This is a genomic window from Actinomadura rubteroloni (assembly GCF_002911665.1).
Classification (GTDB): domain Bacteria; phylum Actinomycetota; class Actinomycetes; order Streptosporangiales; family Streptosporangiaceae; genus Spirillospora; species Spirillospora rubteroloni.
The window spans coordinates 585,906-607,545 of sequence record NZ_MTBP01000002.1; the positions used below are offsets into that span (position 1 = coordinate 585,906).

Below are 21,640 nucleotides of genomic sequence, written 5' to 3' on the forward strand. Positions count from 1 at the left end.
CCCCATGGGAAGCGGACACTGGTCCACCGACGTCTACACCGCCGCCGAGAACTACCGCCGGTCCACCGGCGCGAGCGCGTTCGCCTACAGCGACTCGGGCGCGGCCCGCACCCACCCGTCGCTCGACCCGAAGGGCGTCGTCCTGCGGGAGAGCCGCGACTCCGACGACCACCCCGACTCGCTCGCGATCGGCGTCCTGTTCGACGTGACGGGCTCGATGGGCGCCGTCCCGCGCGCCCTTCAGCAGAAGCTCCCGGGGCTGCTCGGCCTGCTGCTGCGCAAGGGCTACGTCACGGACCCGCACATCCTGTTCGGAGCGGTCGGCGACGCGACCTGCGACCGCGCGCCGCTCCAGATCGGCCAGTTCGAGGCCGACAACCGCATGGACGACGACCTCGGCCGCATCCTGTTGGAGGGCGGGGGCGGCGGCCAGATGCGCGAGTCGTACGAGCTGGCCCTGCACTTCATGGCCCGGCACACCGCGCTGGACTGTTTCGAGAAGCGCGGGAAGCGCGGCTACCTGTTCCTCATCGGGGACGAGCTGGCGTATCCGCAGGTCAAGGCGCGCGAGGTGTCGAAGGTGATCGGGACCCGCCTCGGCGCGGACGTCCCGATCGAGGAGACGATCCGCGAGGTGCAGCGCCTCTACGACCTGTACTTCATCATCCCCGAGGGCGCGTTCCACACCAATGACCGGCGGCTGCGCGACTTCTGGCAGGACCTGCTCGGCCAGAACGTCCTCTACCTGGACGATCCGGAGGCCGTCTGCGAGACGATCGCGCTGACCGTCGGGCTCGGCGAGGACGCCATCGACCTCGCGGCTGGCCTCGACCACCTCGCCGAGCAGGGGTCGGCGGCGGGCCCGGCCGTGTCGCGGGCGCTGGCGCGGCTGGACGCGTCGCGGGGGGCGGTCGTCCGGTCGTCCGCGCCCGCCGGACTCGACCCCGGCGCCGGCCCCGCCGCCACGACCCGGCTGTGACGCCGCACGTCATCGTCGTCGACCTCGGGTTCGGCGACGCCGGGAAGGGCACCGTCGTCGACCGGCTCTGCGCGACGGAGCCGGTCGCGGCGGTGGTCCGGTTCAACGGCGGCGCGCAGGCCGCGCACAACGTCGTGACGCCGGACGGACGCCACCACACGTTCGCGCAGTTCGGCTCGGGCACGTTCACGCCCGGCGTGCGGACGCACCTGTCGCGGTTCATGCTGGTCGATCCGCTGGCCCTCGCCGCCGAGGCCGCGCATCTGGCGTCCGTGGGCGTCCCGGACGCGCTCGACCGGCTGACCGTCGACGCCGCCGCCCTGCTCACCACGCCGTACCACCGGGCGCTGAACCGGGCGCGCGAGACGGCGCGCGGCGCGGGACGCCACGGCTCCTGCGGCATGGGCGTCGGCGAGACCGCCGCCTACGCCCTGGCCCGCCCGGACGACGCGCCGCGCGCCGCCGACTGCCGCTCCCCCGCCCGGCTGCGCCGTCTCCTGGCCCTGCTGCGCGACCGGTACTACGCCGAGTTCCCCGGCGGCGCGCCCGTCCCGCCGGTCGAGGACTGCGCGGCGGCGTTCCTGGCCTTCGGCACGCGCGTGCGGCAGGTGGACTCCTCGTTCCTGCCCGAGCTGCTGCGCTCGGGTCCGGTGGTGTTCGAGGGCGCGCAGGGCGTCCTCTTGGACGAGAACCACGGCTTCGACCCCTACACGACCTGGTCCACGACAACGTTCGCCAACGCCGAGACCCTTCTCTCCGAAGCGGGCGCGGACGCCGTCCGCCTGGGCGTCCTGCGCGCCTACGCGACACGCCACGGCCCGGGCCCGTTCGTCACCGAGGACCCGGCGCTGACCGCCGCCCTCCCCGACCCGCACAACGGCACGGGCCCCTGGCAGGGCGTCTTCCGCGTCGGCCACCTGGACGAGGTGGCGCTCCGCTACGCGATCGACGCCTGCGGCGGCATGGACGCCCTTGCCGTCACCCACCTCGACGTCGCCGCCCGCCGCCCCGACCTCCTGCGCTGCACCGCCTACACCTGGCCCGCGCCAAGCGGCCCCGAACACGTCACACGGCTCCCCGCCCTCCCCGCGCGGGAACTGACAGCACGGCTGCTGCGGGCCCGTCCGGTCTACGCGGCGCTCGGCGACGCAGCCGAGGCGGCGGCCGAGATCGCCGGCGCACCGGTCGCCCTGCGCTCGCACGGGCCGACATGGCAGGACAAACAGGTCGCGGCGCCACTCCCGCACGGCTGAGCCCGGCGGCACACGGGCTGACGGCGCGGCTGCTGGGACCTGGCCGATCCGCTCGGCAACGCGGCGGTGGCGGCCCACAGGTGCCGATGCGCCCGGCGCGTGCGGGCGACACGACGGCATGAACGGGTCGCAGCGCCACTCCCGCACGGCTGAGCCCGGCGGCGCGACGCAACGTTGCGTGGCGTTCTCGCTAGGCTGCGGCCATGCCGCCACGCAACGCCTCGGCGATCTTCGACGCCGTCCTCGCCCTGCTCGCCGAGCGGGGGTACGCGGGCCTGACGATCGAGGGCGCCGCCGCGCGCTCGGGCGTCAACAAGACGACGATCTACCGCTGGTGGCCGTCCAAGGCGGCGCTGGTCGGCGCAGCGCTGGACCGCGAGATGCCGCTGGACCTGCGCGTCGCCGACGCGGGCTCGCTCGCCGCCGACCTCGCCGCGCTGGCGCGCGCCTTCCTGGACCTGCTCACGACGCCGCCCGCCGCCGACGCGGCGCTCGCGATCCTCGGCGCGGCGGCCGAGCACCCCGAACTGGCGTTCCACGTCCGCGCGTTCTTCGCGACGCGCCTCGGCCCCGAGCACCCCGTCTTCGCCCGCGCGGTGGCGCGGAACGAACTGCCGCCCGCCGCCGACCCGCTCCTGCTGGCCGACGCGGTGATCGGGACGATCTGGTCCCGCGTCGTCTTCCGCGGCCTCCGCCCCGACCCCGACTTCCCCGCCCACCTGACCAGCCTGCTCCTGCCCGCCTGACGCAGGCCGGACGCCCCGACCGACCGGCCTCCCGCCCGAGGCGGGTCAGGAGTCGGCGAGGTGGCGTTCGATCGTGGCGACCTTCGCGTCGAGCGCGCCCGTCGTCCCGGGCCGAAGGTCGGCCTTCACCACGAGACTGACGCGGGGCGCGCGGGCGGCGACCGCGTCGGTGGCGGCCTTCACGACGGCCATCACCTCGTCCCACTCGCCCTCGATCGTCGTGAACATCGCGTCGGTGCGGTTGGGCAGGCCGCTCGCGCGGACCACCCGCACCGCCTCCGCGACCAGTTCGCCGACGTCCTCGCCGGTGCCGAGCGGGGTCACCGAGAACGCGACCAGCATCCGCCCGCCTCCTTCCGTTCCGGAACAATGTTCCGCACTGTACGGGACGGTCAGGGACGGGCGACCTGGCGCACCACGATCTCGTCCAGCCTCCGTTCCACGATCGCCCCCACCGGCCAGTCGCGGACGAGCGCCCGCAGCCCGGCCGCCTCGTGCTCGGCGTTGGACGCGTCGTACCCCTGCTGTTCGAGGCTGCTGCGCACCGCCTCCGTATAGTCCTCCTCGGCGAACCCCGGCACCTCCCGGACCATCGCGGTCGTCGTCGCGCGATGGGAGTTGAGCCCCGCGAACGCGCGCCCGCACCCGCAGCCGCCGTCCGGATCCCCCTCGTCCCGCGCGCACACGACCCCGATGTGCACGAGTTCCCCTTCGACGCACCAGTCGAAGTCGTTCTGCCGGTACCCCTGTGTGATCTTGGTAGCGGTGAGCAGTTTCAAGGCCGGCCCCCTTCCCCTGAACCCGCCTACCACGGTACGACGCGGGTCCGACAGTTTTTCCGTCCTCTGGTGCGCAATAGCCGGGGATCCACCGGATGGCGCCGTCAGGTTCCGGTCTCCTAGACTCGGCAAGAGCCCTCGGGGTTCGGAATACTCTGCTCGCTGACCCATGTGCTCCGGCGCGACGGGGGTCCGTCGTACTGTCCACGCAGGTCAGGGAACAGTTGCTGGGGCGGTAGCTCAGCCGGTCAGAGCAGCGGACTCATAATCCGCCCGTCGTGGGTTCAAGTCCCACCCGCCCTACGTCGCGGAGCGGTGGGCCACCCGGCCCGCCGCCCCTGACGAGCCGCCGGGGTAGCCCTTGAGGATGACCCCGCATCGTCCTTCACGCGGAGTGACGCGGGACACGACCGGCCGGTAAGGTCCCGGCCATGTCGAGACTCCGAAGCCGCTTCACCGGCGCCGCCGCACTGCTGATCTCCCTGGTCACGGTCACGTCCTGCTCCGGCGGCGGCGACGGCGGGAACGGCACCGCGAACGAGCCGGACGGTTCCGGGACGCTGCGGCAGGCGGCGCAGACGATGTCCGGGCTGTCCAGCATCGGGTTCAAGCTGACCACCGACGGCGAGCCGCAGGTGATCGTGCGGGGCGGCGAGATGAAGCTGCTGAAGAGCGGCGACGCGGACGGCACGCTCCAGATCGCCCAGTCCAGCCAGGTCGTCGAGATGCGGATCGTGTCCGTCGGCCAGAGCTTCTACCTCAAGGCCGTCACGGGCGGCTGGCGGACGGTCCCGAAGACGATGGCCGCGACGCTGTACGACCCGTCCGCCGTCCTCGACCCGAACCGCGGGCTGGCCAAGCTGCTCACCTCCGTCGCCGGGCCGAAGGTGGAGGGCACCGAGAAGGTGAACGGCGAGCAGGCGCACCGGGTGCGCGGGACGCTGCCCAAGGGCGTCCTCGCGGGCCTCATCCCGGGCATCGACAAGGACGTGACCGGGAAGGTCTGGATCGGCGACGGCACCCACCGCCTCCTGCGCGTCACGGGCGACCTGCCCGGCGCCAAGGGCGGCACCGGCAAGCTCACGATCGACTTCACCGAGTTCGACAAGCCGTACAAGTTCTCGGCGCCCAAGTGATGGAGCGGCGGCGGCTGGCGATCGGCGTCGGCGGCGCGGTGGTCCTCGTCGCCGCGCTGGACGCCTACGTCGTCACGACCATCCTCGTCACCGTCCTGCGCGAGCTGAAGCTCCCGGTCGACCACCTGGAGCGGATCACGCCGGTCGTGACCGGGTTCCTGCTCGGCTACGTCGCCGCGATGCCGCTGCTCGGCCGCCTGTCGGACCGGCTCGGCCGGCGTGGCGTCATCGAGGCGTGCCTGGTGGTGTTCGCGGCGGGCTCGGTGGTGACCGCGCTGGCCGCGGCGCCGCACGGCGTGCTCGTCATGACGATCGGACGCGCCGTCCAGGGCATGGCGGGCGGCGCGCTGCTGCCGGTGACGATGGCGCTCGCGGGCGATCTGTGGGAGGAGAAGCGCCGTCCGGTCGTGCTCGGCGCGATCGGGTCCGCGCAGGAGCTCGGCAGCGCGCTCGGCCCGCTGTACGGGGCGGCGCTGGCGAGCGCGGCGAGCTGGCGGCTGATCTTCTGGATCAACGTGCCGGTGGTCGTGCTGGCGCTGGTCGCCGTCCACTTCACGGTCCCGAACGGACGGCCCGAGCCCGCCGACCGGCCCGGCATCGACGTCGTCGGCGGCGTGCTGCTCGCGGCCGGGCTCGGCCTGCTGGTCGTCGGCGTCTACAACCCGGCGCCGGACGAGTCCGCGCTGCCGTCCTGGGGCGTCCCGACGCTGGTCGCGGGCGCCGTCGTGCTCGCGCTGTTCGTCCTGTGGGAGATCCGCGCCCGGACGCGGCTGCTCGACCTCGCCGGCACCCGGCGCGGCCCGCTGTTCGCGACGCTCGGCGTGAGCTTCCTGTCCGGCGCGGCGCTGATCGTCACGCTGGTGGACGTGCAGCTCGTCGCGCAGACGCTGCTGAACGAGGACGCGCTCGGCGGCGCGCTGCGGCTGGCGTGGTTCCTCGGCGCCCTTCTGGTGGCGGCCGTGCTCGGCGGCCTGGTGACCGCACGGATCGGCGAGCGCACGCCGCTCGTCGTCGGCATGGCCGTCGCGGCGGGCGGGTACGCGCTCATCGCGAACTGGCCCGCCGACATGACGGCCGCGTCCTACGGCCCGCTCCCCCGCATGGCCGTCGATCTCGTCGTGACCGGACTCGGCCTCGGCCTGGTGATCGCGCCGGTGTCCTCGGCCGTGCTGCGGACCGTTCCGGCCGCCCAGTTCGGGATCGCCTCGGCGGCCGTGGTGGTCGCGCGGATGATGGGGATGCTGCTCGGCATTTCCGCGCTGACGGCCTGGGGCCTGCGCCGGTTCCACACGCTGACGGCGCATCTCCAGCCGCCTCTGCCGTTCTTCTTGTCCAAGAGCGAGTACAACGCCGCGCTCGCCACGTACACGCAGAAGCTCCAGGACGCGCTGCGGACCGAGTACCAGGAGATCTTCTGGATCTCGGCGGCGCTGTGCGCGCTCGGCGCGGTGGTCGCGCTGGCCGCACCCGGCCGCCGCGCGGAGGTCCCGGCGTCCCGGCCGTCCGGCGATCAGCTCTTGACAGGCTCGTGACAGCGGGTTCAGGCTTGCGATCCGGCTGACCGAGGGGTCAGGGCCCGTCCGCTCACGGGGGAGAACGCCGATGGATCCGCTCGTGGAACACAGGCCGGGGACGACCGTCCGCGCCCGGCTCACCGCTCGCGGGCTGAAGCTCACGGCCGCCCCCGTCCTCGCGCTGTGGCCGCTCGGGCAGCGTGCGCTGCGCCCGGCGTTCGCGCTGGACCTCGCCGCCCCGGTCGCGCTGCCGACGCCGCGCTGGGCGCGGGTGGAACGTATCAAGGCCGGGGACGTCCGGGCCGAGTGGGTGCGGGCGCCGCGCGCCGCCGACGACCGGGTCGTCCTGTACTTCCACGGCGGCGGCTTCTTCTGCTGCGGGCTGCGCACGCACCGGCGGATGGTCGCGCGGATCTCGGCGGCGGCGGGCGCGTCCGTGCTGTCGGTCGCCTACCGGCAGCTCCCGGCGGCGCCGCTCGCGGTGTCGGTGCGGGACTGCGTGGACGCCTACCGCTGGCTGCTGGAGCAGGGCCACGACCCGGCGCGGATCGTCGTCGCGGGCGACTCGGCGGGCGGGTTCCTCGCGTTCGCGGCGACACTGCGGGCGATGGAAGAGGGGCTGCCCCGTCCGGCCGCGATCGTCGCGATGGCCCCGCTGACCGACCTGGACCACACCGCCAAGGCCGCGCACCCGAACGCGCGGACCGACGCCTACCTGCCCGCGCGCCGGGTGCGGCGGCTCGCCGAGCTGCTCACCGAGGGCGTCGTGCCGCTGGACCCGGCGCTCTCGCCGGTGAACGCCGACCTGTCCGGGCTGCCGCCGGTGCTGATCCAGGTCGGGTCGACCGAGATGCTGCTGCCCGACGCCGAGCTGATGGCCGCGAAGCTGTCCGCCGCGGGCGTGCCGTGCCGCCTCCAGGTGTGGGAGGGGCAGGTCCACGTCTTCCAGGTGTTCGCCGATCTCGTCCCCGAGGGGCTGGCGGCGCTGCACGAGGTGGGCGCGTTCGTGCGGGAGCACACCGTCCCGGTGGCCGTCCCCGCGCCGAGACTGCGGCGCCGCCGCCGCATCCGCCGCACCGCCGCCGCCTGACCCGCGCCGGTGCGCGCCGCCCAGGGCACGGTCCCCGGTCCGCCGGGCCTGTTCGTTCGACGTCGTTCGGAATACTCTGGGAGAAGTAGGCAACATGCCTCTTACCGGGAGAGCCCCCGGGGAGGTGAGGGCGATGCGTTTTTCCGGTGACGGTCCGGAGCGGCGCCGCGCGCGGCGGGCGCTGCGGCGGGTCCGGCGCGGACGGTTCCGCCGCGCGCTCGGGTTCACCCGCAGTCCCCTGCTCCGCCACATCGACCGCGTCCAGCAGTACTGCGCCGCCGCGCTGCTGCTGTTCGCCCTGGTGATCGTCCCGGCGACGGCCCTCTGGCTCGGCGGCTGGGCCTACGTCGCGGGCCGCGACGCCGAACGGGCCGAGCGCGCGGGCCGCACGCGGGTCCCGGTGACGGTCACCGCGACGGGCGGGCTCGGCACGACGGGCGACCGGTACGTCCACGAGACCGTGCAGGGCGTCTGGACGGGCCCGGACGGGCAGCGCCGCACCGGCACGCTCCCCGCCTGGAAGGACGCCGAGGTCGGCGAGCGCCGTCTGGTCTGGATGGACCGGGACGGCATGCCGACCGTCCGGCCGCGTCCGCACAGCCGCACGGTGACCGACGCCGCGTACGCGGGGGTGGTCGGCGGGCTCGGCGCGGTGGTGCCGTTCGGGCTGGTGTACTGGACGCTGCGGACGCGCTGCGACCGCGTCCGGTACCGGCTGTGGGAGGCCGACTGGGCGCGCATGGACACCGACGCGGGCAACAGCCGTCCGTCCTGACGCGCGGTCAGTCCTCCCCGACGAGCCGTGCGGCGATGCGGTCGAGCGCGGCCAGGTCCTCGGGCGGCAGGGCGCGCAGCACGGGCGGCGGGGTGCCGAGGATCTCCTCGGCGCGGGCCGCGACCGCCCGGCCGGCCTCCGTCACGGTGACGATCTTGGACCGGCGGTCGGCCGGATTGGGCTCCCGCTCGACCAGGCCGCGTTCGGCGAGGTCGTCCACGAGCAGCGTCGTGTAGGGCCGGTCGGTCGCGAGTTCGACGGCGAGGTCGCGCAGCGTGCGGGGTTCGCGGGCGATCCGGCGCAGCGCCTTGATCCGGAAGAAGCTCATGCCGAGTTCCTCGGTCACCTCGCGGCGCATGTCGTTGCGCTCCTGGAAGAGGACGCGCAGGTTCCGCCACGCGCGCGTCGCGGGGTCGAGTTCGTCGGGCTGCGGAGCGGTCACGTGGCCTTCACCGGGGTCGGGGACGGTTCGAACAGCGCGGCGGTGCGGACGGCGGTGCGCTCGGCACGGCGTCCCGTGGTGACGGTGCCGAGGACGAGGACCGCGGTCGCGCAGCCGGCGAGCACCCAGTATGCCGGGCGGGCGGCGGCGGAGAAGTCGGCGGACACGCCGCCCGCGACCGTCCCGGCGGTGACGACCGCGCCGACGACGGCGACGCCGAGCGCCTGGCCGACCTGGCGGCTGGTGGACGCGACGGCCGCCGCGACCCCGGCCTGCGAGCGCGGCATGCCCGCGACGGCGGTGTTGGTGATCGGCGCGTTGAGCATCCCGAAGCCGATCCCGAACAGGACGTTCGCCGTCAGGAGGAGCCCGGTCGTCGCGGCGGCGTCGAACAGGGCGAACAGCAGGCCGGACGCGAGCAGGGCCGCGCCCGCGATCTGGAGCGAGAGCCGGGGGCCGCGCGTTCCGACGAGCCGTCCGGACAGCGGGGCGAGCAGCGCGCTCAGCGCGGCCATCGGCAGCAGGTAGACCCCGGCGTGCAGCGCGGACATGCCCCGGACGCCCTGGAGGTACAGGTTGCTGAGGAACATGAACCCGGCGAATCCGGCGAACCCGAAGACGGCGATGAGCGTGGCGCCGCTGAACGGGAGGCTGCGGAAGAAGCGCGGGTCGATGAGCGGTTCGGGCGCGCGGTGGGAGTGGACGACGAATCCGGCGAGCGCGGCGAGCGCCGCGACGGCGGCCCCGAGCACGCGCGGATCGGTCCAGCCGAGGCCCGGCCCCTCGATGATCGCGTAGGACAGGCCGCCGAGCAGGACGATCGCGCCCGCCTGGCCGAGCGGGTCGGGGCGGCGCGGCCGCGCGGCGCGGGACTCGGGGACGAACCGTCCGGTCAGGACGAACGCGGCGATCCCGATCGGCAGGTTGAGCCAGAAGATCGCGCGCCAGCCGACGCCGTCCACCAGCAGCCCGCCGACGATCGGCCCGGCGGCCATGCTGACGCCGACGACCGCGCCCCACACGCCGATGGCGCGGGCGCGTTCGCGCGGTTCGGCGAAGACGTTGGTGATGATCGACATCGCGACGGGGTTGAGCATCGACCCGCCGACGGCCTGGACGACGCGCGCCGCGACGAGCCAGCCGAGGCCCGGCGCGAGGCTGCACAGCAGCGACCCGATCGTGAACAGGACGAGCCCGGTCCGGAAGACGCGGCGGCGGCCGACGCGGTCGGCGGTGGCGCCCGACAGCAGGAGCAGGGACGCGAGGACGATCAGGTAGGCGTCGATCGTCCACTGGAGCCCGGAGATCGAGGCGTCGAAGTCGCGGCGCAGCGCGGGCAGCGCGGCGTTGAGGATCGTGTTGTCGAGGCTGACGATCAGGAGGCTGGAGCAGCAGAGGGCGAGGACGAGCAGGCGACGGCGCGGACTGAGATCGGGCATCGGCGCTCCCTAAATGGTTTTGCTCACCTAACCATCGTAGTACTACAACTATTTCGCCGGGGCCGCCGTCCGCCGCCGCGCCGCCGGGACGACCAGCGGCGTCCCCGTCTCCGGATCGTCGATCACCTGGCACGGCAGTCCGAACACGTCCTCGACCAGCGCGGACGTGACGATCTCGGCGGGCGGCCCCGCCGCGACGACCCGGCCGGACGCCATCGCTATGAGATGCGTCGCATACCGGGCGGCGTGGTTCAGGTCGTGCAGGACGGCGACGACCGTCCGTCCCTGTTCGTGCAGGTCGGCGCAGAGATCGAGGATGTCGATCTGGTGGGCGATGTCGAGGAACGTCGTGGGCTCGTCCAGCAGCAGGATCGGGGTGCGCTGCGCGAGCGCCATCGCGATCCAGGCGCGCTGGCGCTGGCCGCCCGACAGCTCGTCCACCGACCGGTCGGCGAGCGCGGCGACGCCGGTCGCCGTCATCGACTCGGCGACGACCGTCTCGTCCTCGCGCGACCACTGCCGCAGCAGGCCCTGGTGCGGGTACCGGCCGCGCGCGACGAGGTCGGCGACGGTGATGCCCTCGGGCGCGATCGGCGACTGCGGCAGCAGGCCGAGCGTCCGGGCCAGCTCGCGCGCGGGCCAGTCGGCGACCGCCCGCCCGTCGAGCAGGACGGCGCCCGCCGCCGGCTTCAGCACGCGGGCGAGAGCGCGCAGCAGCGTCGACTTGCCGCACGCGTTCGGGCCGACGATCACGGTGAACGAGCCGTCCGGGACGGCGACGTCGAGGTTCTCGGCGATCGTCCGCCGGTCGTAGGCGAGGGTCAGCGCCTCGCCGCGCAGCCGCGCGTTCATGTCAGATCCTTCCGGACTTGCGTTGGATGACCAGCAGCCAGACGAGGTACCCGCCGCCGAGCAGGCCCGTCACGACCCCGACCGGCACCTGGTGGCCGGGGACGAGGCGCTGCCCGGCCAGGTCGCTCGCCACCAGCAGCAGCGCGCCCATCGCCAGCGACGCGACGAGGTTCGGCCCGGCCGCGCGGGTGAGGCGGCGGGCCAGGGGCGGCGCGGTGAGCGCGACGAACGCGACCGGCCCGGCCGCCGCGGCGGCGAACGCGACGAGCAGCACCGCCGCCGCCAGCGCCCCGCCCCGGACGGCCCGGACCCGCACGCCGAGCCCGCGCGCCGCGTCGTCGCCCATCTCCAGCATCCGCAGCGGACGCGCGCCGAACGCCAGCACGAGCGGGACAAGAACCGCGAGGGCGACGAGCAGCGGCCCGGCGTCACCGAGGTCCCGGCCGTCCAGGCTGCCGGTGAGCCACAGCGCGGCCCGCGCGGCGTCGATGATCTGCGCGCGGGTGATGAGGTAGCCGTTGATGCCGGTGAGGATCCCGGCGACGCCGATGCCGACGAGGACGAGCCGCTGGCCGTGCAGTCCGCCGCGTCCGGCCAGCAGCGCGATCGCGATCCCGGCGAGCGCGCCGCCCGCCGCCGCGCCGCCCGCGACCGCGAGCCCGCCCGCGCCGGTCAGCACGATCGTCGCGAGGACGCCGGTGGCCGCGCCCTGCCCGAAGCCGAGGATGTCCGGGCTGCCGAGCGGGTTGCGGACGAGCGACTGGAACACCGCCCCGGCGAGGCCGAGCGCGGCGCCGACGGCGAGCGCGGTGACGGCGCGCGGCAGCCGCAGTTCGCGAACGATGAACGCGTCCGCCGGGTCGCCGTGCCCGGCCAGCACGCGCACGACCGCGCCGAACCCGATCGGGTAGTCGCCGCTGCCGATCATGACGATCGCGAGGACGGCCGCGCCCGCGAGGCAGAGCAGCGTCACCGCCAGGGCACGCGGACGGAACCGGACCGCGACGTTTCCAGAGCGCACGACGGTCATGTGCGCCGCCGGACGAAGTAGAGGAAGAACGGCCCGCCGACGACGAGCGTGACGACGCCGACCTGGAGTTCGGACGGCCGGGCGACGACGCGTCCGATGACGTCCGCGCCGAGCAGCACTGCGGGCGCCAGGACCGCGCAGTACGGGAAGAGGCGGCGCAGGTCCGGCCCGGTCAGCGCGCCGACCAGATGCGGGACCATCAGGCCCGCGAACACGATCGGCCCGCACGCGGCCGTCGCGGACCCGCACAGCAGCGTGATCGCGACGATCGCGGCGAGCCGGGCGCGGCGCGGGTCGGCGCCGAGGCCGCGCGCGGTGTCGTCGCCGAGCGCGAGCGCGTTGAGCGGCCGGGCGAGCGCCAGCGCCAAGACCGTCCCCACCAGCACGAACGGCAGCACCCGCCAGATCGTGGAGCCCTGCGCGGCGGCGAGGGAGCCGACCGTCCAGAACCGCATCTTGTCGAGCGAGGCGGTGTCGAGCAGTTCGACGGCGTTCACGTACGAGTACAGCGCGGCGTTGAGCGCGGCCCCGGCGAGCGCGAGCCGGGCGGGCGTCGCGCCGCGTCCGCCGCCGACCGCGTAGAGCAGGACCGCGACGATCCCGGCCCCCGCGAACGCGAACCACACGTACCCGAGGAAGGACGTCACGCCGAGCAGCGAGATCGCGCTCACGACGGCGGCGGACGCGCCCGCGTTGATCCCGAGCAGTCCCGGGTCGGCGATGGGGTTGCGGGTGAGCGCCTGCATGACCGCGCCGCCGAGGCCGAGGGCCGTCCCGGCGAGCAGGCCGAGCAGCGTGCGCGACAGCCGCATGTCGTGGACGACGGTGTAGGCGGGCGACGCCGGATCGGTGAGGCCGGCCCACACGTCGGCGGGCGCGAGCGGGCGCGCGCCGACCGCGAGGCTCAGCGCGACGACGGCGGCGAGCACCGCCAGCGCGGCGGCGGGTCCGGCGGCGGGGGCGCGCACGGACGGGACGAGGGACGACATGGTGCTCCGAGGGGGCTGCCCGTGGTGATCAGTTTTAGCTTAGGCTAACCTAACTCGCCATCCGGGGTCCGTACCGGGTCCCGGGATCGGCACGAGATTGGAACGCACCATGCCCGCACACCTCACCCGCCGCGGCCTGCTGTCCGCCGGCGGCGGCCTGACCCTCGCCGCCCTCCTCGCCGCCTGCGGCGACGGCGGCTCCGGCGCCTCCGGCGGCGCGGGCTGGACGTTCACCGACGACCGGGGGACGAAGATCTCGCTCAAGGCGCGGCCCAAGCGCGTCGTCGCCTACGTCGGGGCCGCCGCCGCGCTGCACGACTTCGGCGTCGTCGACCAGATCGTCGGGGTCTACGGCCCGGCCAAGCGCAAGGACGGCAGCCGCGACCCGCAGGTCGGCGAGGTCGACGTGAACAAGGTCACGATCATCGGCAACGCCTACGGCGAGTTCAACATCGAGAAGTACGCCGCGCTGCGCCCCGAGCTGCTGGTCGACCACGTGTTCGTCCAGCCCGACCTGTTCTACGTCCCGCACGAGAGCAAGGACAAGATCTACAAGCTGGCGCCGTCCGCCGGGATCGCGACCGGCGCGGTGCCGCTGCCGACTCCGATCGAGCACTACGCGGCGCTGGCCCGCGCGCTCGGCGCCGACACGCGGTCTCCGGCGGTGACGGCCGCCAAGGCGCGGTTCGACAAGGCCGTCCAGGCGGTGCGGGACGCGGTGCGCGCCAACCCCGGCATCACGGTGCTCGCGGCGGCGGCGAACGCCAACCTGTTCTACGCGTCCAGCCCCGGCAAGAACAGCGACCTCATCTACTTCAAGCAGCTCGGCGTGGGGATGATCCAGCCCGACAACGTCGACAAGGACGGTTACTTCGAGCACCTGAGCTGGGAGAACGCCGACAAGTACAAGGCCGACGTCATCCTGCTCGACGCCCGCACCCAGTCCCTCCAGCCCAAGGACCTCGAATCCAAGGCCACGTGGAAGCGGCTGCCCGCCGTGCGCGCCGGCCAGGTCCACCCGTGGGACGCCGAGCCACGCTTCTCCTACGCGGGCGCCGCTCCGCTGCTGGAACGCCTGGCCACGGCCGTCCGCACCGCGAAGAAGGTGGCATGACGTACGGGTTCTTCGATCTGCGGGTCCTGCGGACCTTCCGGCTCGGGCCGACGATGCGGCGCGTCACGTTCGGCGGCGCCGGGGTGGACGGCCTCGCGTCCGGCGGCCGGGACCAGCGGATCAAACTGTTCCTGCCGCACCGGCACCAGGCCGCCCCGGTCGTCCCGGTCGCCGACGAGGACTGGTTCGCGGCGTGGCGCGGCCTCGACCCCGGCGAGCGGGCGGTCATGCGGACCTACACCGTCCGCGCGCAGCGGCCCGGCGAACTCGACGTGGACTTCGCGCTGCACGGCGACACCGGCCCCGCGTCGCGGTGGGCGTGCCTGGCGCAGCCCGGCGACCGCGTGACCGTCCTCGGGCCGACCGAGCCCGACAACGCGGGCGTGGACTTCCGTCCGCCGCCGGGCGCCGCGCGGATCCTGCTCGCGGGCGACGAGACCGCGCTGCCCGCGATCGGCGGGATCCTGGAGCACCTCGCCGCCGGGACGGCCGCCGACGTGTGGATCGAGGTCCGCCACTCCGACGACCGCCAGGAGCTTGCGACGCGCGCGGACGCCGACGTCCGGTGGCTCGTGCGCGGCGCGACGGACGCGCTGGTCGAGGCCGTCCCCGCCGCCGCGTTCGCGACGCCCGACTACGCGTGGATCGCGGGCGAGTCCGGGACCGTCCGCGCGCTGCGCCGCCATCTCGTCGGGGAGCGCGGGCTGGACCGGCGGACGGTGACGTTCACCGGCTACTGGCGCAAGGGCGACTCCGAGGAGGATCTGCTCGCCGAGGTCGCCGCCGGGAGGTCGCCGCACACCGAGGAATAATCGGGCGCGATGGACGTCTTCCTCGGCGTGGACGTCGGGACGCAGGGCGTCCGGGCGGTCGCCGTCACCGCCTCGGGCGCGCTCGCCGGGCACGGCGCGCGACCGCTGAGCGGAGTGCGCGACGGTCCGCGCCATGAGCAGGACCCTGCCGCGTGGTGGACTGCGGCTGCCGAGGCGTGCCGTCTCGCTCTGCGTTCGGTGCCCGCCGGTTCGGTGCGTGCCGTGGCCGTGGACGGGACGTCCGGGACGATCCTGCTGACCGACCGGCACGGCCGTCCGTTGACGCCCGCCCTGATGTACGACGACACGCGCGCGACCGCGTACGTCGGGCGGGTCAACGACGTGGGCCGTGCGGTGTGGGACGCGCTCGGGTACCGGCGGATGCACGCCGCGTGGGCGCTGCCGAAACTGCTGTGGCTCCTGGACCGGCATCCGTCCGGAGTCGCGGCGCATCCGGCGGACGTCGTGAACCGCGGTCTCGTGGGGCACGCGGTGCCGTCCGACGTCAACGGCGCGCTGAAGACCGGCGCGCACACGCGGGACGTCCGCTGGCCGCACGAGGTTCTCGACGCTCTCGGGGTGCCCGCTCAAGCGCTGCCGGAACTGGTGCGTCCCGGGACCGTGATCGGCGCGGTCGGCGCGGCGGGGTCCTTGGACACCGGCCTGCCGGTCGGGGTTCCGGTCGTCGCCGGGACGACGGACGGCTGCGCGGCGCTGCTCGCGTCCGGACGGGTCGGCGCGGGCTCGTGGAACTCCGCGCTCGGGACGACGCTCGTGCTCAAGGGCGTGGCGGCGGCTCCGGTGCAGGACCCGTCCGGGGTCGTCTACTCCCATCGCGGGCCGGACGGCGGCTGGCTGCCCGGCGGGGCGTCCGGCGCAGGTGGCGGCGTCCTCGCCCGCGACTTCCCCGGCCGCGACCTCGCCGCGCTGGACCGGCGCGCGGCGCGGCACGAGCCCGCGCGGGCGCTCGCCTATCCGCTGGCCTCGGCCGGGGAGCGGTTCCCGTTCGCGGCCCCGTCCGCGCGCGGGTTCGTGCTCGGCGACGTCGGGCCGGACGACCGGTACGCGTCCCTGCTCCAGGGCGTCGGATACATCGAGCGGCTGTGCCTCGACTATCTCGACCTGCTCGGCGCGCCGGTGGACGGGGACCTGACGTTCACCGGCGGCGCCACGGCCAGCGCGTACTGGTGCTCGCTGCGGGCGTCGATCCTCGGGCGTCCGGTGACGCTGCCGGAACGGCCCGAACCGGCGCTCGGCGCGGCCGTCCTCGCGGCCTGGGCGCTGTCGCCCGGCCGCCGGCTCGCCGACGTCGCCGCCGCGATGGTGCGCGTGCGGGCGACGATCGACCCGCACGCGCCGGGCCGGTTCGACGCGGCCTACCTGCGGCTGGTGGACGAGCTCTCCGCGCGCGGCTGGCTGCCCGCCGCGCTCGCCGCCCACGCGCGGTCGCGGGCCGGTTAGACGCCGTTGATCAGCGTCTTGTCGCACGGGACCTGGTCCTGGCCCTGCTCGGTGTAGCCGGTCGGGACCCATGCCTCGACGTAGTTGGCGTACCAGATGTAATGGCCGTTGACGCGGGTGCCGTAGTTCAACCGGACGCGTCCGCGCACGCGCCGGTATTCGACGCCGACCGTCCGGACGGCCTTGTAGCCGGGCTTCACGATGATCGTCTCGCCGTTGCTGACGGTGACGGTCTTCGTCCATGTCTCGGTGAGGGACTCGCTGTTCTCAAATCCCGCGCTGATGTCCAGGCTCAGCGTTTCCCCGAGGACGGGCTTGTCGCTCTTCAGCGTCACCGAGCCGGTGAACCCGACCGACGTCCCGACCGTCTCGCTGTGCGCGGTGCTGCGGCCCTCGCCGTCGGTCGTGGTGCTCTTGATGTCGGCGGTCGCGCCGGGCGTGCAGTTGTTCACCGGCACGCCGGAGACGCTCCACTTCATGAACGTGCCGAGGTCGCCGTCCGGCTCGAACGTGCACGAGTCGAGGTCGCCGACCTTTCCGGTGCCGTTCTGCTTCGCCCATTCCTTGTTCTTCTTGTCCTCCTTCTTCTGGTCGGGATTCCGGTCGCCCGGCGGCGTGAGGCCCTGGCAGTCGGCGAGCAGCTTGGAATCGAGGATGTCCTCGTTCCCCTTCTCCGTGCTGTCGGTGTCACTGATCTTCGGGCCCCAGTCGACGGGTTCGAGGCAGGGGATCTGGCGGGTTCCGTCGACCAGGCACTCGCTGAAGTCCGTCCCCTTCCGGTGCGTCGGCAATGCGGAGGGGTTCGCCGCCACCGCAGTGACGTGGCGGGGCGGGGTGCTCGTGCAGTTGAAGAGCACGCAGAGGGCTCGTCCCGTTGGTTCCTCCACCTTGTCCGGGATCGTCCCCGTCCCGACGACCCCCGCGATACCGGCCGCCACCAGCAGGAGCGCCGCGTACTGGACGCCCGTCGCGCCGCGATCTGGACGCATTGTCGCCTCCGCTCTCAGCGCCCGTTCATGAATTTCTGGTCGCAGGTCAGGTCTTCCATGCCCACCTGCGTCCGCCCGGTCGGTACGGCCAGCTCGACGTAGTTCGCGTACCAGATGTAATGGCCGTTGACGCGGGTGTCGTAGTTGAGCCGGAAGCGTCCGCGCACCCGGCGGTATTCGACGCCGCCGGTGAGCGCCACTTTCCGGCCCGGCGGGACGTCCACCGACAGCGACGTGCTCGTCGTCGCGGTGTTGGTATGGCTGTCGGTCGTCGTCTTGGTGTCGCCGAAACTGAGCGGGCCGACGGAGATGCTCCAGCCGGTCGTCTTCTCGTGGGAGATCTCGGTGCTGTAGGTCTGGTTCCAGGAGAGGATCCCGGTGGTGTTGGTCGTCGGGTGGAAATCGCCGTGCGGGCAGTTGGTCACCGGCTGGCCGATGTCGTCCCAGCGCCAGAAGGTGCCGAGGTCGCCGTCCGGCTCGAACGTGCAGGCGTCCAGGTGCTTGGTCTTACCGGTGCCGTTCTTCTCGGCGTTCGCCTTCGCCTTCGCCTTTTCCTCTTCGGTACGGGTGTCGTCGTCATTGGTGACGGCTCCGCAGTCGGCGAGCAGCTTGGAATCGAGGATGTCCTCGTTGCCCTTCTCCGTGCTGTCGGTGTCGCTGATCTTCTCGCCCCAGTCGATCGGCTGGAGGCACGGATCCTGCCGTCCGCCGTCGACCCGGCAGTCCGTTCCGCCGGTCGTCGTCGCCTTGTTCACCGTGAAGGTCGCGGGCACGTGCGTCTTCGGCTTCGCGCCGCCGCAGCCGGAGTCCGTTCGGAACATCGCGCACAGGGCCCGTCCGGCGTGCGTCTCCACGGTCGCCGGGACGTCGGTCGCGGCGAGCGCGCCGACCAGTCCCCCGGCCACCACGAGGAGCGCCGCGTACTGGACGACGCCCGCTCCCCGATCCGAACAGGTCCTCACATCGCCCACGTCCTCACGTCCGGTGGTGCGGGAGGTCCGCGCGTCCGGCGCCGCCGGAGGGTGAACCACGCCGGACCCTTCGGCGACGATGCTAGGAACGCGGCCACCGGGCGCCCAGGGTCCAGCGCCTCATCCCGCCGAGACGACCCGAGCCCGCCGTCCCGGGTCCGACGCTGGGCCCTCGGGCCCATCGCCCGCTGTGTCCAAGACCGATGAGAACCGTCAGGAAGCGGAGTAAATTCGGTCTCCGACCACGAGCGGAGGAGGCCGGGTTGGCGGACGAACGGCTCCCGTTTCCCGTCAAGGACCTGCTGCGGGCGGTACGGGCCGAGATCGAGGCCGTTCTCGCCGATGAGGCGCCGGCGGCGACCAGGGTGCTCCTGCGGGACGGCCGGATCGACGGTCGAGACGGCGACCGGCGCGGCTACCTCTTCTCCTGCCGGAACTGGAACACCGACTTCACGGGCAAGGACTTGCTCGTCCGGGAAAAGGCCGCCGGCCGGCGCTGGGCGCGGGCCGAGGCCACGAAGCTGCCCGGCGACGCGGTCAGCGTGCGCACCGAGGGTGACCTCGGCGCGCGACCGGGCGCCGCCGAGCTGATCGAGGACGAGACCGGCGGCCTGGAGACCCTCGCCGAGCGTCTCGAACGGGCGGGCGACGGCTCGCTGAACCTCACGGCCGCCGGATGGATCATCGGGCGGGGACGTCCGGCCACCGCCCGGTGCGCCACCCCCGACCGGTTCGTCCGCGGCTATCCGGGGCGGCTCAACGCGCGGCAGCGCGCCGCCGTCGAGCAGGCCCTCGCGAGCGAGGCGACCTTCGTCTGGGGGCCGCCGGGCACCGGGAAGACCGACGTCGTGAGCCGCATCGTGGAGGGCTCGCACCGGCAGGGGCTCAAGGTCCTGTTCCTCGCGCCCACGCACGTGGCCGTCGACCAGGCCCTGGAGCGCGTCTGCAAGCTGCTGGAGGACGAGGACGGATTCGACGCCGGGCTCGTGCAGCGGGCCGGCGACATCGCGGTCCCGTCCCTGGCCGCCGCGTACGGGGAGTGGATCGTCCCGGAGCGGATCGCCGAACGTCTCGGCGCGGACCTGGACCGGCGGATCGCGGCGGAGACCGAGCGGCTGACGACGATGCGGGCGGACCTCGCGCGGCACGACGAGGCCGAAGGGCTCGCGATCACCGTCCGCGACCTGCGGGAACGGCTCGACGAGCACGCAGGCTGGAGCGCTGTCGTGCGACGCGAGGCGGACGCCGCCGAGCACGCCGCCGCTGACGTGGCCCGGCGGATCGCCGCCGAGGGCGTGCCGAGCGGACTGTTCGCGCGCCGCAAGGAGGAACGGCTCGCCGCGCTGCGCGCCCGGCTCGCCGAACACCGGCGCGCGGCCGAGGAACTGCGCGGCGAGCTCGTCCGGCACATGGCGGCCCGGCAGCCGCTGGCGGCCGAGCACGCGGCGGCGCAGCGGGCGTACGCCGCCCTCGCCGAGCGGCTGCGCGGCGTCCCGGGCGCGGCGCGGCTGCGCGACGCCGTCACCCGCGCGAACGAGCGGTTGGAGGGCCTGCGACGCGACCGGCAGAAGATCGCCGAGGCGGTCCGGGGGCGGTGCCGCGTCCTCGGCACGACGGTCGCGAAGGCCGTGCAGTCGCGCCGGCTGCTGGACGCCGACGTCGTCGTGCTGGACGAGGCGGGCATGGTGGACCTTCCGTCCGCGTGGTTCGCGGCGGGTCTGGCGGCCAAGCGCGTCGTGATCGCCGGCGACTTCCGGCAGCTTCCCGCCGTGACGCGCGGCTCGTCCGCGCGGACAGCGCCCGCGGCGGACCGGGAGCACTCGCGGACCTGGATGGACCGCGACGCCTTCCACGCGGCCGGGCTCGTCGGCGCGGACGGCCGCGTCCGGCCCGACGCGCGCCTCGTCGCGCTGAACGAGCAGTACCGGATGCGGCGGGCGATCTGCGCGGTCGTCAACGCGGTGGCCTACCCCGACGCGCCGCTCGCCACGGGCCGCAGGGAGGCGAGCGGCCTGCCGCCGTCGCTGGTGGAGAGTCCGCTCGTGCTCGTCGACACGTCCGACCGCCGGATCGGCGACCCCGGCGTCCGCGGCGCCCACCGCGCCAACGCGGTGCACGAGGCCGCGATCCACGAGCTGGTCCGGGGCCTCCAGTATGACGCCGTGCTGCCCGCCCGACGGCACCGCGACGGGCCGCCGCCCACCGACTTCCTCGCCGTGATCGTCCCCTACAACGACCAGAAGCGTCACCTCGGCAGGAGCCTGACCTACCGGTTCGGGGCCGAGTACGACGGGCTGGTCGACACCGTCCACCGCTTCCAGGGCAGCCAGCGGCCCCTCGTCGTGATCGACACGGTGGCCGGCGCCGGGCGGCAGCTCGGGTACTTCTACGAGGGCACCGGACTGGCGTCGCACACGTCGCGCCTGCTGAACGTGGCGCTGAGCCGGGCACAGGACCACCTGGTCGTGGTCGCGAACACGGCGTTCCTGCGCCGGAACCTGCCCCCGGGCGGCGAGGCGGCGCTCATGCTGCGCCACCTGGAGGCGCACGCGCAGCGGATCCCGGTGGACGACCTCGTACCCGTCCGGTCGGCGGCCGACCTCGGCGGCCTGGACGAGGACGAGCTGCGGCGCCCCGCGTTCTTCCCCGCCGACGAGGTCCCGCGCGCCGTCGCCTGGGACATCGCGCGGGCCCGCTCCGGCATCGACGTGTACTGCGCGTTCCTCGCGGCCGAGGCCGTCCGCCGCTGGCTGCCGAGGCTCGCGGCCCGGACGGCCGAGGGCGTGCGCGTGACCGTCCACACCCGCGACCCCGCGCCGCGCGACGAACCGCTCGTGGCACGCCTCCGCGCGGCCGGCTGCGAGGTGCGGACGCGCGAGCGGATGCACGAGAAGGTCCTGATCCTCGACGACGCCGTCCTGTGGCACGGCTCGCTGAACCTGCTGGCGCACACCGGCTCGACCGACCTGATGATGCGCCTCACCGACCCGGCGGCCTGCGAACGCGTCCGACGCATCGTGGACCGGGCCCGCATGGACCGCCCCGCCCGCACCCCGCCCCCGCGCACCGCCGACGGCGTCCGCCCCGGCGACGTCCGCGACGGACGCCGCTACCTCGACGTCCCCTACGCCGAGAAGGACGACGTTAAGCGCCTCGTCGGCGCGAAATGGGAGCCGAGCCTCAAACTCTGGCACGTGGACGCCGCCCTGGCCCGCGAAAAACTCACCCGCTGGCTCCCCACCGAACCCTGACCGGGAGTCGCCGGACAG

At 74.1% G+C, this 21,640-nt stretch carries 20 protein-coding genes and 1 tRNA gene; 12 read left to right on the plus strand and 9 right to left on the minus strand.

Annotated features, from left to right (window positions below; genetic code table 11):
• Positions 1–4 precede the first annotated feature (4 nt).
• The 3 genes from BTM25_RS14180 (at position 5) to BTM25_RS14190 (ending at position 2,978) form a co-directional block, all read left to right on the plus strand.
• Complete coding sequence (locus BTM25_RS14180; RefSeq protein WP_103563378.1) at positions 5–979, plus strand: hypothetical protein; 975 nt, start codon at positions 5–7, stop codon at positions 977–979.
• Positions 976–2,232 carry an adenylosuccinate synthetase gene (locus BTM25_RS14185; protein ID WP_103563379.1) on the plus strand — a complete coding sequence of 419 codons (1,257 nt, stop codon included), beginning with the start codon at positions 976–978 and terminating at the stop codon, positions 2,230–2,232. The genes BTM25_RS14180 and BTM25_RS14185 overlap by 4 nt, the downstream gene beginning before the upstream one ends.
• 203 nt (positions 2,233–2,435) lie before the next feature.
• Positions 2,436–2,978, plus strand: coding sequence for a TetR/AcrR family transcriptional regulator (locus BTM25_RS14190; protein WP_103563380.1), 543 nt, complete (start codon positions 2,436–2,438; stop codon positions 2,976–2,978).
• A 45-nt stretch (positions 2,979–3,023) separates the two neighbouring features.
• Here the strand turns inward: BTM25_RS14190 and BTM25_RS14195 are convergent, their stop codons facing one another.
• Entirely contained in the window at positions 3,024–3,320 is a 297-nt protein-coding gene (locus BTM25_RS14195; protein WP_103563381.1) for an MTH1187 family thiamine-binding protein, read from the minus strand.
• A gap of 50 nt (positions 3,321–3,370) precedes the next feature.
• Entirely contained in the window at positions 3,371–3,757 is a 387-nt protein-coding gene (locus BTM25_RS14200; protein ID WP_103563382.1) for a DUF7715 family protein, read from the minus strand.
• Positions 3,758–3,986: 229 nt separating this feature from the next.
• Between BTM25_RS14200 and BTM25_RS14205 the strand changes: the two genes are divergently transcribed.
• From BTM25_RS14205 to BTM25_RS14225, 5 genes are all read left to right on the plus strand, one after another.
• Positions 3,987–4,060 (plus strand) — tRNA-Ile (locus BTM25_RS14205).
• Between the two features lie 128 nt (positions 4,061–4,188).
• Positions 4,189–4,893: an LppX_LprAFG lipoprotein gene (locus BTM25_RS14210; RefSeq protein ID WP_103563383.1), complete on the plus strand. Its 705-nt coding sequence runs from the start codon at positions 4,189–4,191 to the stop codon at positions 4,891–4,893.
• Positions 4,893–6,425, plus strand: coding sequence for an MFS transporter (locus BTM25_RS14215; protein ID WP_235828532.1), 1,533 nt, complete (start codon positions 4,893–4,895; stop codon positions 6,423–6,425). Before BTM25_RS14210 ends, BTM25_RS14215 begins: the two co-directional genes overlap by 1 nt.
• Positions 6,426–6,495: 70 nt before the next feature.
• Complete coding sequence (locus tag BTM25_RS14220) at positions 6,496–7,497, plus strand: alpha/beta hydrolase (protein ID WP_103563385.1); 1,002 nt, start codon at positions 6,496–6,498, stop codon at positions 7,495–7,497.
• A gap of 133 nt (positions 7,498–7,630) precedes the next feature.
• Positions 7,631–8,272, plus strand: a complete 642-nt coding sequence (locus BTM25_RS14225) for an Rv1733c family protein (RefSeq protein WP_103563386.1) — start codon at positions 7,631–7,633, stop codon at positions 8,270–8,272.
• 7 nt (positions 8,273–8,279) lie between these two features.
• Here the strand turns inward: BTM25_RS14225 and BTM25_RS14230 are convergent, their stop codons facing one another.
• From BTM25_RS14230 to BTM25_RS14250, 5 genes are read right to left on the minus strand one after another with little or no spacing between them, the layout of a single operon-like run.
• Complete coding sequence (locus BTM25_RS14230) at positions 8,280–8,714, minus strand: MarR family winged helix-turn-helix transcriptional regulator (protein WP_235828407.1); 435 nt, start codon at positions 8,712–8,714, stop codon at positions 8,280–8,282.
• Positions 8,711–10,153: an MFS transporter gene (locus tag BTM25_RS14235; RefSeq protein WP_103563387.1), complete on the minus strand. Its 1,443-nt coding sequence runs from the start codon at positions 10,151–10,153 to the stop codon at positions 8,711–8,713. Before BTM25_RS14235 ends, BTM25_RS14230 begins: the two co-directional genes overlap by 4 nt.
• Before the next feature lie 48 nt (positions 10,154–10,201).
• Entirely contained in the window at positions 10,202–11,005 is an 804-nt protein-coding gene (locus tag BTM25_RS14240; RefSeq protein WP_103563388.1) for an ABC transporter ATP-binding protein, read from the minus strand.
• A gap of 1 nt (position 11,006) precedes the next feature.
• On the minus strand, positions 11,007–12,035 hold the full coding sequence (locus BTM25_RS14245; protein WP_103563389.1) for a FecCD family ABC transporter permease: 1,029 nt from the start codon (positions 12,033–12,035) through the stop codon (positions 11,007–11,009).
• On the minus strand, positions 12,032–13,024 hold the full coding sequence (locus BTM25_RS14250) for a FecCD family ABC transporter permease (RefSeq protein ID WP_103563390.1): 993 nt from the start codon (positions 13,022–13,024) through the stop codon (positions 12,032–12,034). The genes BTM25_RS14245 and BTM25_RS14250 overlap by 4 nt, the downstream gene beginning before the upstream one ends.
• Positions 13,025–13,133: 109 nt before the next feature.
• Between BTM25_RS14250 and BTM25_RS14255 the strand changes: the two genes are divergently transcribed.
• Genes BTM25_RS14255 through BTM25_RS14265 form a run of 3 tightly spaced genes read left to right on the plus strand, consistent with a single transcriptional unit; the run spans position 13,134 to position 16,411 of the window.
• Positions 13,134–14,138, plus strand: a complete 1,005-nt coding sequence (locus BTM25_RS14255) for an ABC transporter substrate-binding protein (RefSeq protein WP_103563391.1) — start codon at positions 13,134–13,136, stop codon at positions 14,136–14,138.
• Positions 14,135–14,950, plus strand: a complete 816-nt coding sequence (locus tag BTM25_RS14260) for a siderophore-interacting protein (RefSeq protein WP_103563392.1) — start codon at positions 14,135–14,137, stop codon at positions 14,948–14,950. The genes BTM25_RS14255 and BTM25_RS14260 overlap by 4 nt, the downstream gene beginning before the upstream one ends.
• 9 nt (positions 14,951–14,959) lie before the next feature.
• Complete coding sequence (locus BTM25_RS14265; protein WP_103563393.1) at positions 14,960–16,411, plus strand: FGGY-family carbohydrate kinase; 1,452 nt, start codon at positions 14,960–14,962, stop codon at positions 16,409–16,411.
• Here BTM25_RS14265 and BTM25_RS14270 read toward each other — a convergent pair.
• Both BTM25_RS14270 and BTM25_RS14275 read right to left on the minus strand, forming a co-directional pair.
• Positions 16,408–17,400 (minus strand): hypothetical protein, encoded by a 993-nt coding sequence (locus BTM25_RS14270; protein ID WP_103563394.1) that lies wholly within the window; start codon positions 17,398–17,400, stop codon positions 16,408–16,410. The genes BTM25_RS14265 and BTM25_RS14270 overlap by 4 nt on opposite strands.
• 14 nt (positions 17,401–17,414) lie before the next feature.
• Positions 17,415–18,362: a hypothetical protein gene (locus BTM25_RS14275; RefSeq protein WP_146059058.1), complete on the minus strand. Its 948-nt coding sequence runs from the start codon at positions 18,360–18,362 to the stop codon at positions 17,415–17,417.
• Positions 18,363–18,634: 272 nt separating this feature from the next.
• On the opposite strand from BTM25_RS14275, the gene BTM25_RS14280 reads away from it, so the two are divergent.
• Complete coding sequence (locus BTM25_RS14280) at positions 18,635–21,622, plus strand: AAA domain-containing protein (protein WP_235828408.1); 2,988 nt, start codon at positions 18,635–18,637, stop codon at positions 21,620–21,622.
• Positions 21,623–21,640 lie beyond the last annotated feature (18 nt).

What these genes read in the sequence shown, in the direction of transcription:
- BTM25_RS14180 (WP_103563378.1), top strand. Translation starts at nt 5, where the DNA reads ATGGGAAGCGGACACTGGTCCACCGACGTCTACACCGCCGCCGAGAAC.
- BTM25_RS14190 (WP_103563380.1), top strand. Translation starts at nt 2,436, where the DNA reads ATGCCGCCACGCAACGCCTCGGCGATCTTCGACGCCGTCCTCGCCCTG.
- BTM25_RS14195 (WP_103563381.1), bottom strand. Translation starts at nt 3,320, where the DNA reads ATGCTGGTCGCGTTCTCGGTGACCCCGCTCGGCACCGGCGAGGACGTC.
- BTM25_RS14210 (WP_103563383.1), top strand. Translation starts at nt 4,189, where the DNA reads ATGTCGAGACTCCGAAGCCGCTTCACCGGCGCCGCCGCACTGCTGATC.
- BTM25_RS14215 (WP_235828532.1), top strand. Translation starts at nt 4,893, where the DNA reads ATGGAGCGGCGGCGGCTGGCGATCGGCGTCGGCGGCGCGGTGGTCCTC.
- BTM25_RS14220 (WP_103563385.1), top strand. Translation starts at nt 6,496, where the DNA reads ATGGATCCGCTCGTGGAACACAGGCCGGGGACGACCGTCCGCGCCCGG.
- BTM25_RS14225 (WP_103563386.1), top strand. Translation starts at nt 7,631, where the DNA reads ATGCGTTTTTCCGGTGACGGTCCGGAGCGGCGCCGCGCGCGGCGGGCG.
- BTM25_RS14235 (WP_103563387.1), bottom strand. Translation starts at nt 10,153, where the DNA reads ATGCCCGATCTCAGTCCGCGCCGTCGCCTGCTCGTCCTCGCCCTCTGC.
- BTM25_RS14240 (WP_103563388.1), bottom strand. Translation starts at nt 11,005, where the DNA reads ATGAACGCGCGGCTGCGCGGCGAGGCGCTGACCCTCGCCTACGACCGG.
- BTM25_RS14245 (WP_103563389.1), bottom strand. Translation starts at nt 12,035, where the DNA reads ATGACCGTCGTGCGCTCTGGAAACGTCGCGGTCCGGTTCCGTCCGCGT.
- BTM25_RS14250 (WP_103563390.1), bottom strand. Translation starts at nt 13,024, where the DNA reads ATGTCGTCCCTCGTCCCGTCCGTGCGCGCCCCCGCCGCCGGACCCGCC.
- BTM25_RS14255 (WP_103563391.1), top strand. Translation starts at nt 13,134, where the DNA reads ATGCCCGCACACCTCACCCGCCGCGGCCTGCTGTCCGCCGGCGGCGGC.
- BTM25_RS14260 (WP_103563392.1), top strand. Translation starts at nt 14,135, where the DNA reads ATGACGTACGGGTTCTTCGATCTGCGGGTCCTGCGGACCTTCCGGCTC.
- BTM25_RS14265 (WP_103563393.1), top strand. Translation starts at nt 14,960, where the DNA reads ATGGACGTCTTCCTCGGCGTGGACGTCGGGACGCAGGGCGTCCGGGCG.
- BTM25_RS14270 (WP_103563394.1), bottom strand. Translation starts at nt 17,400, where the DNA reads ATGCGTCCAGATCGCGGCGCGACGGGCGTCCAGTACGCGGCGCTCCTG.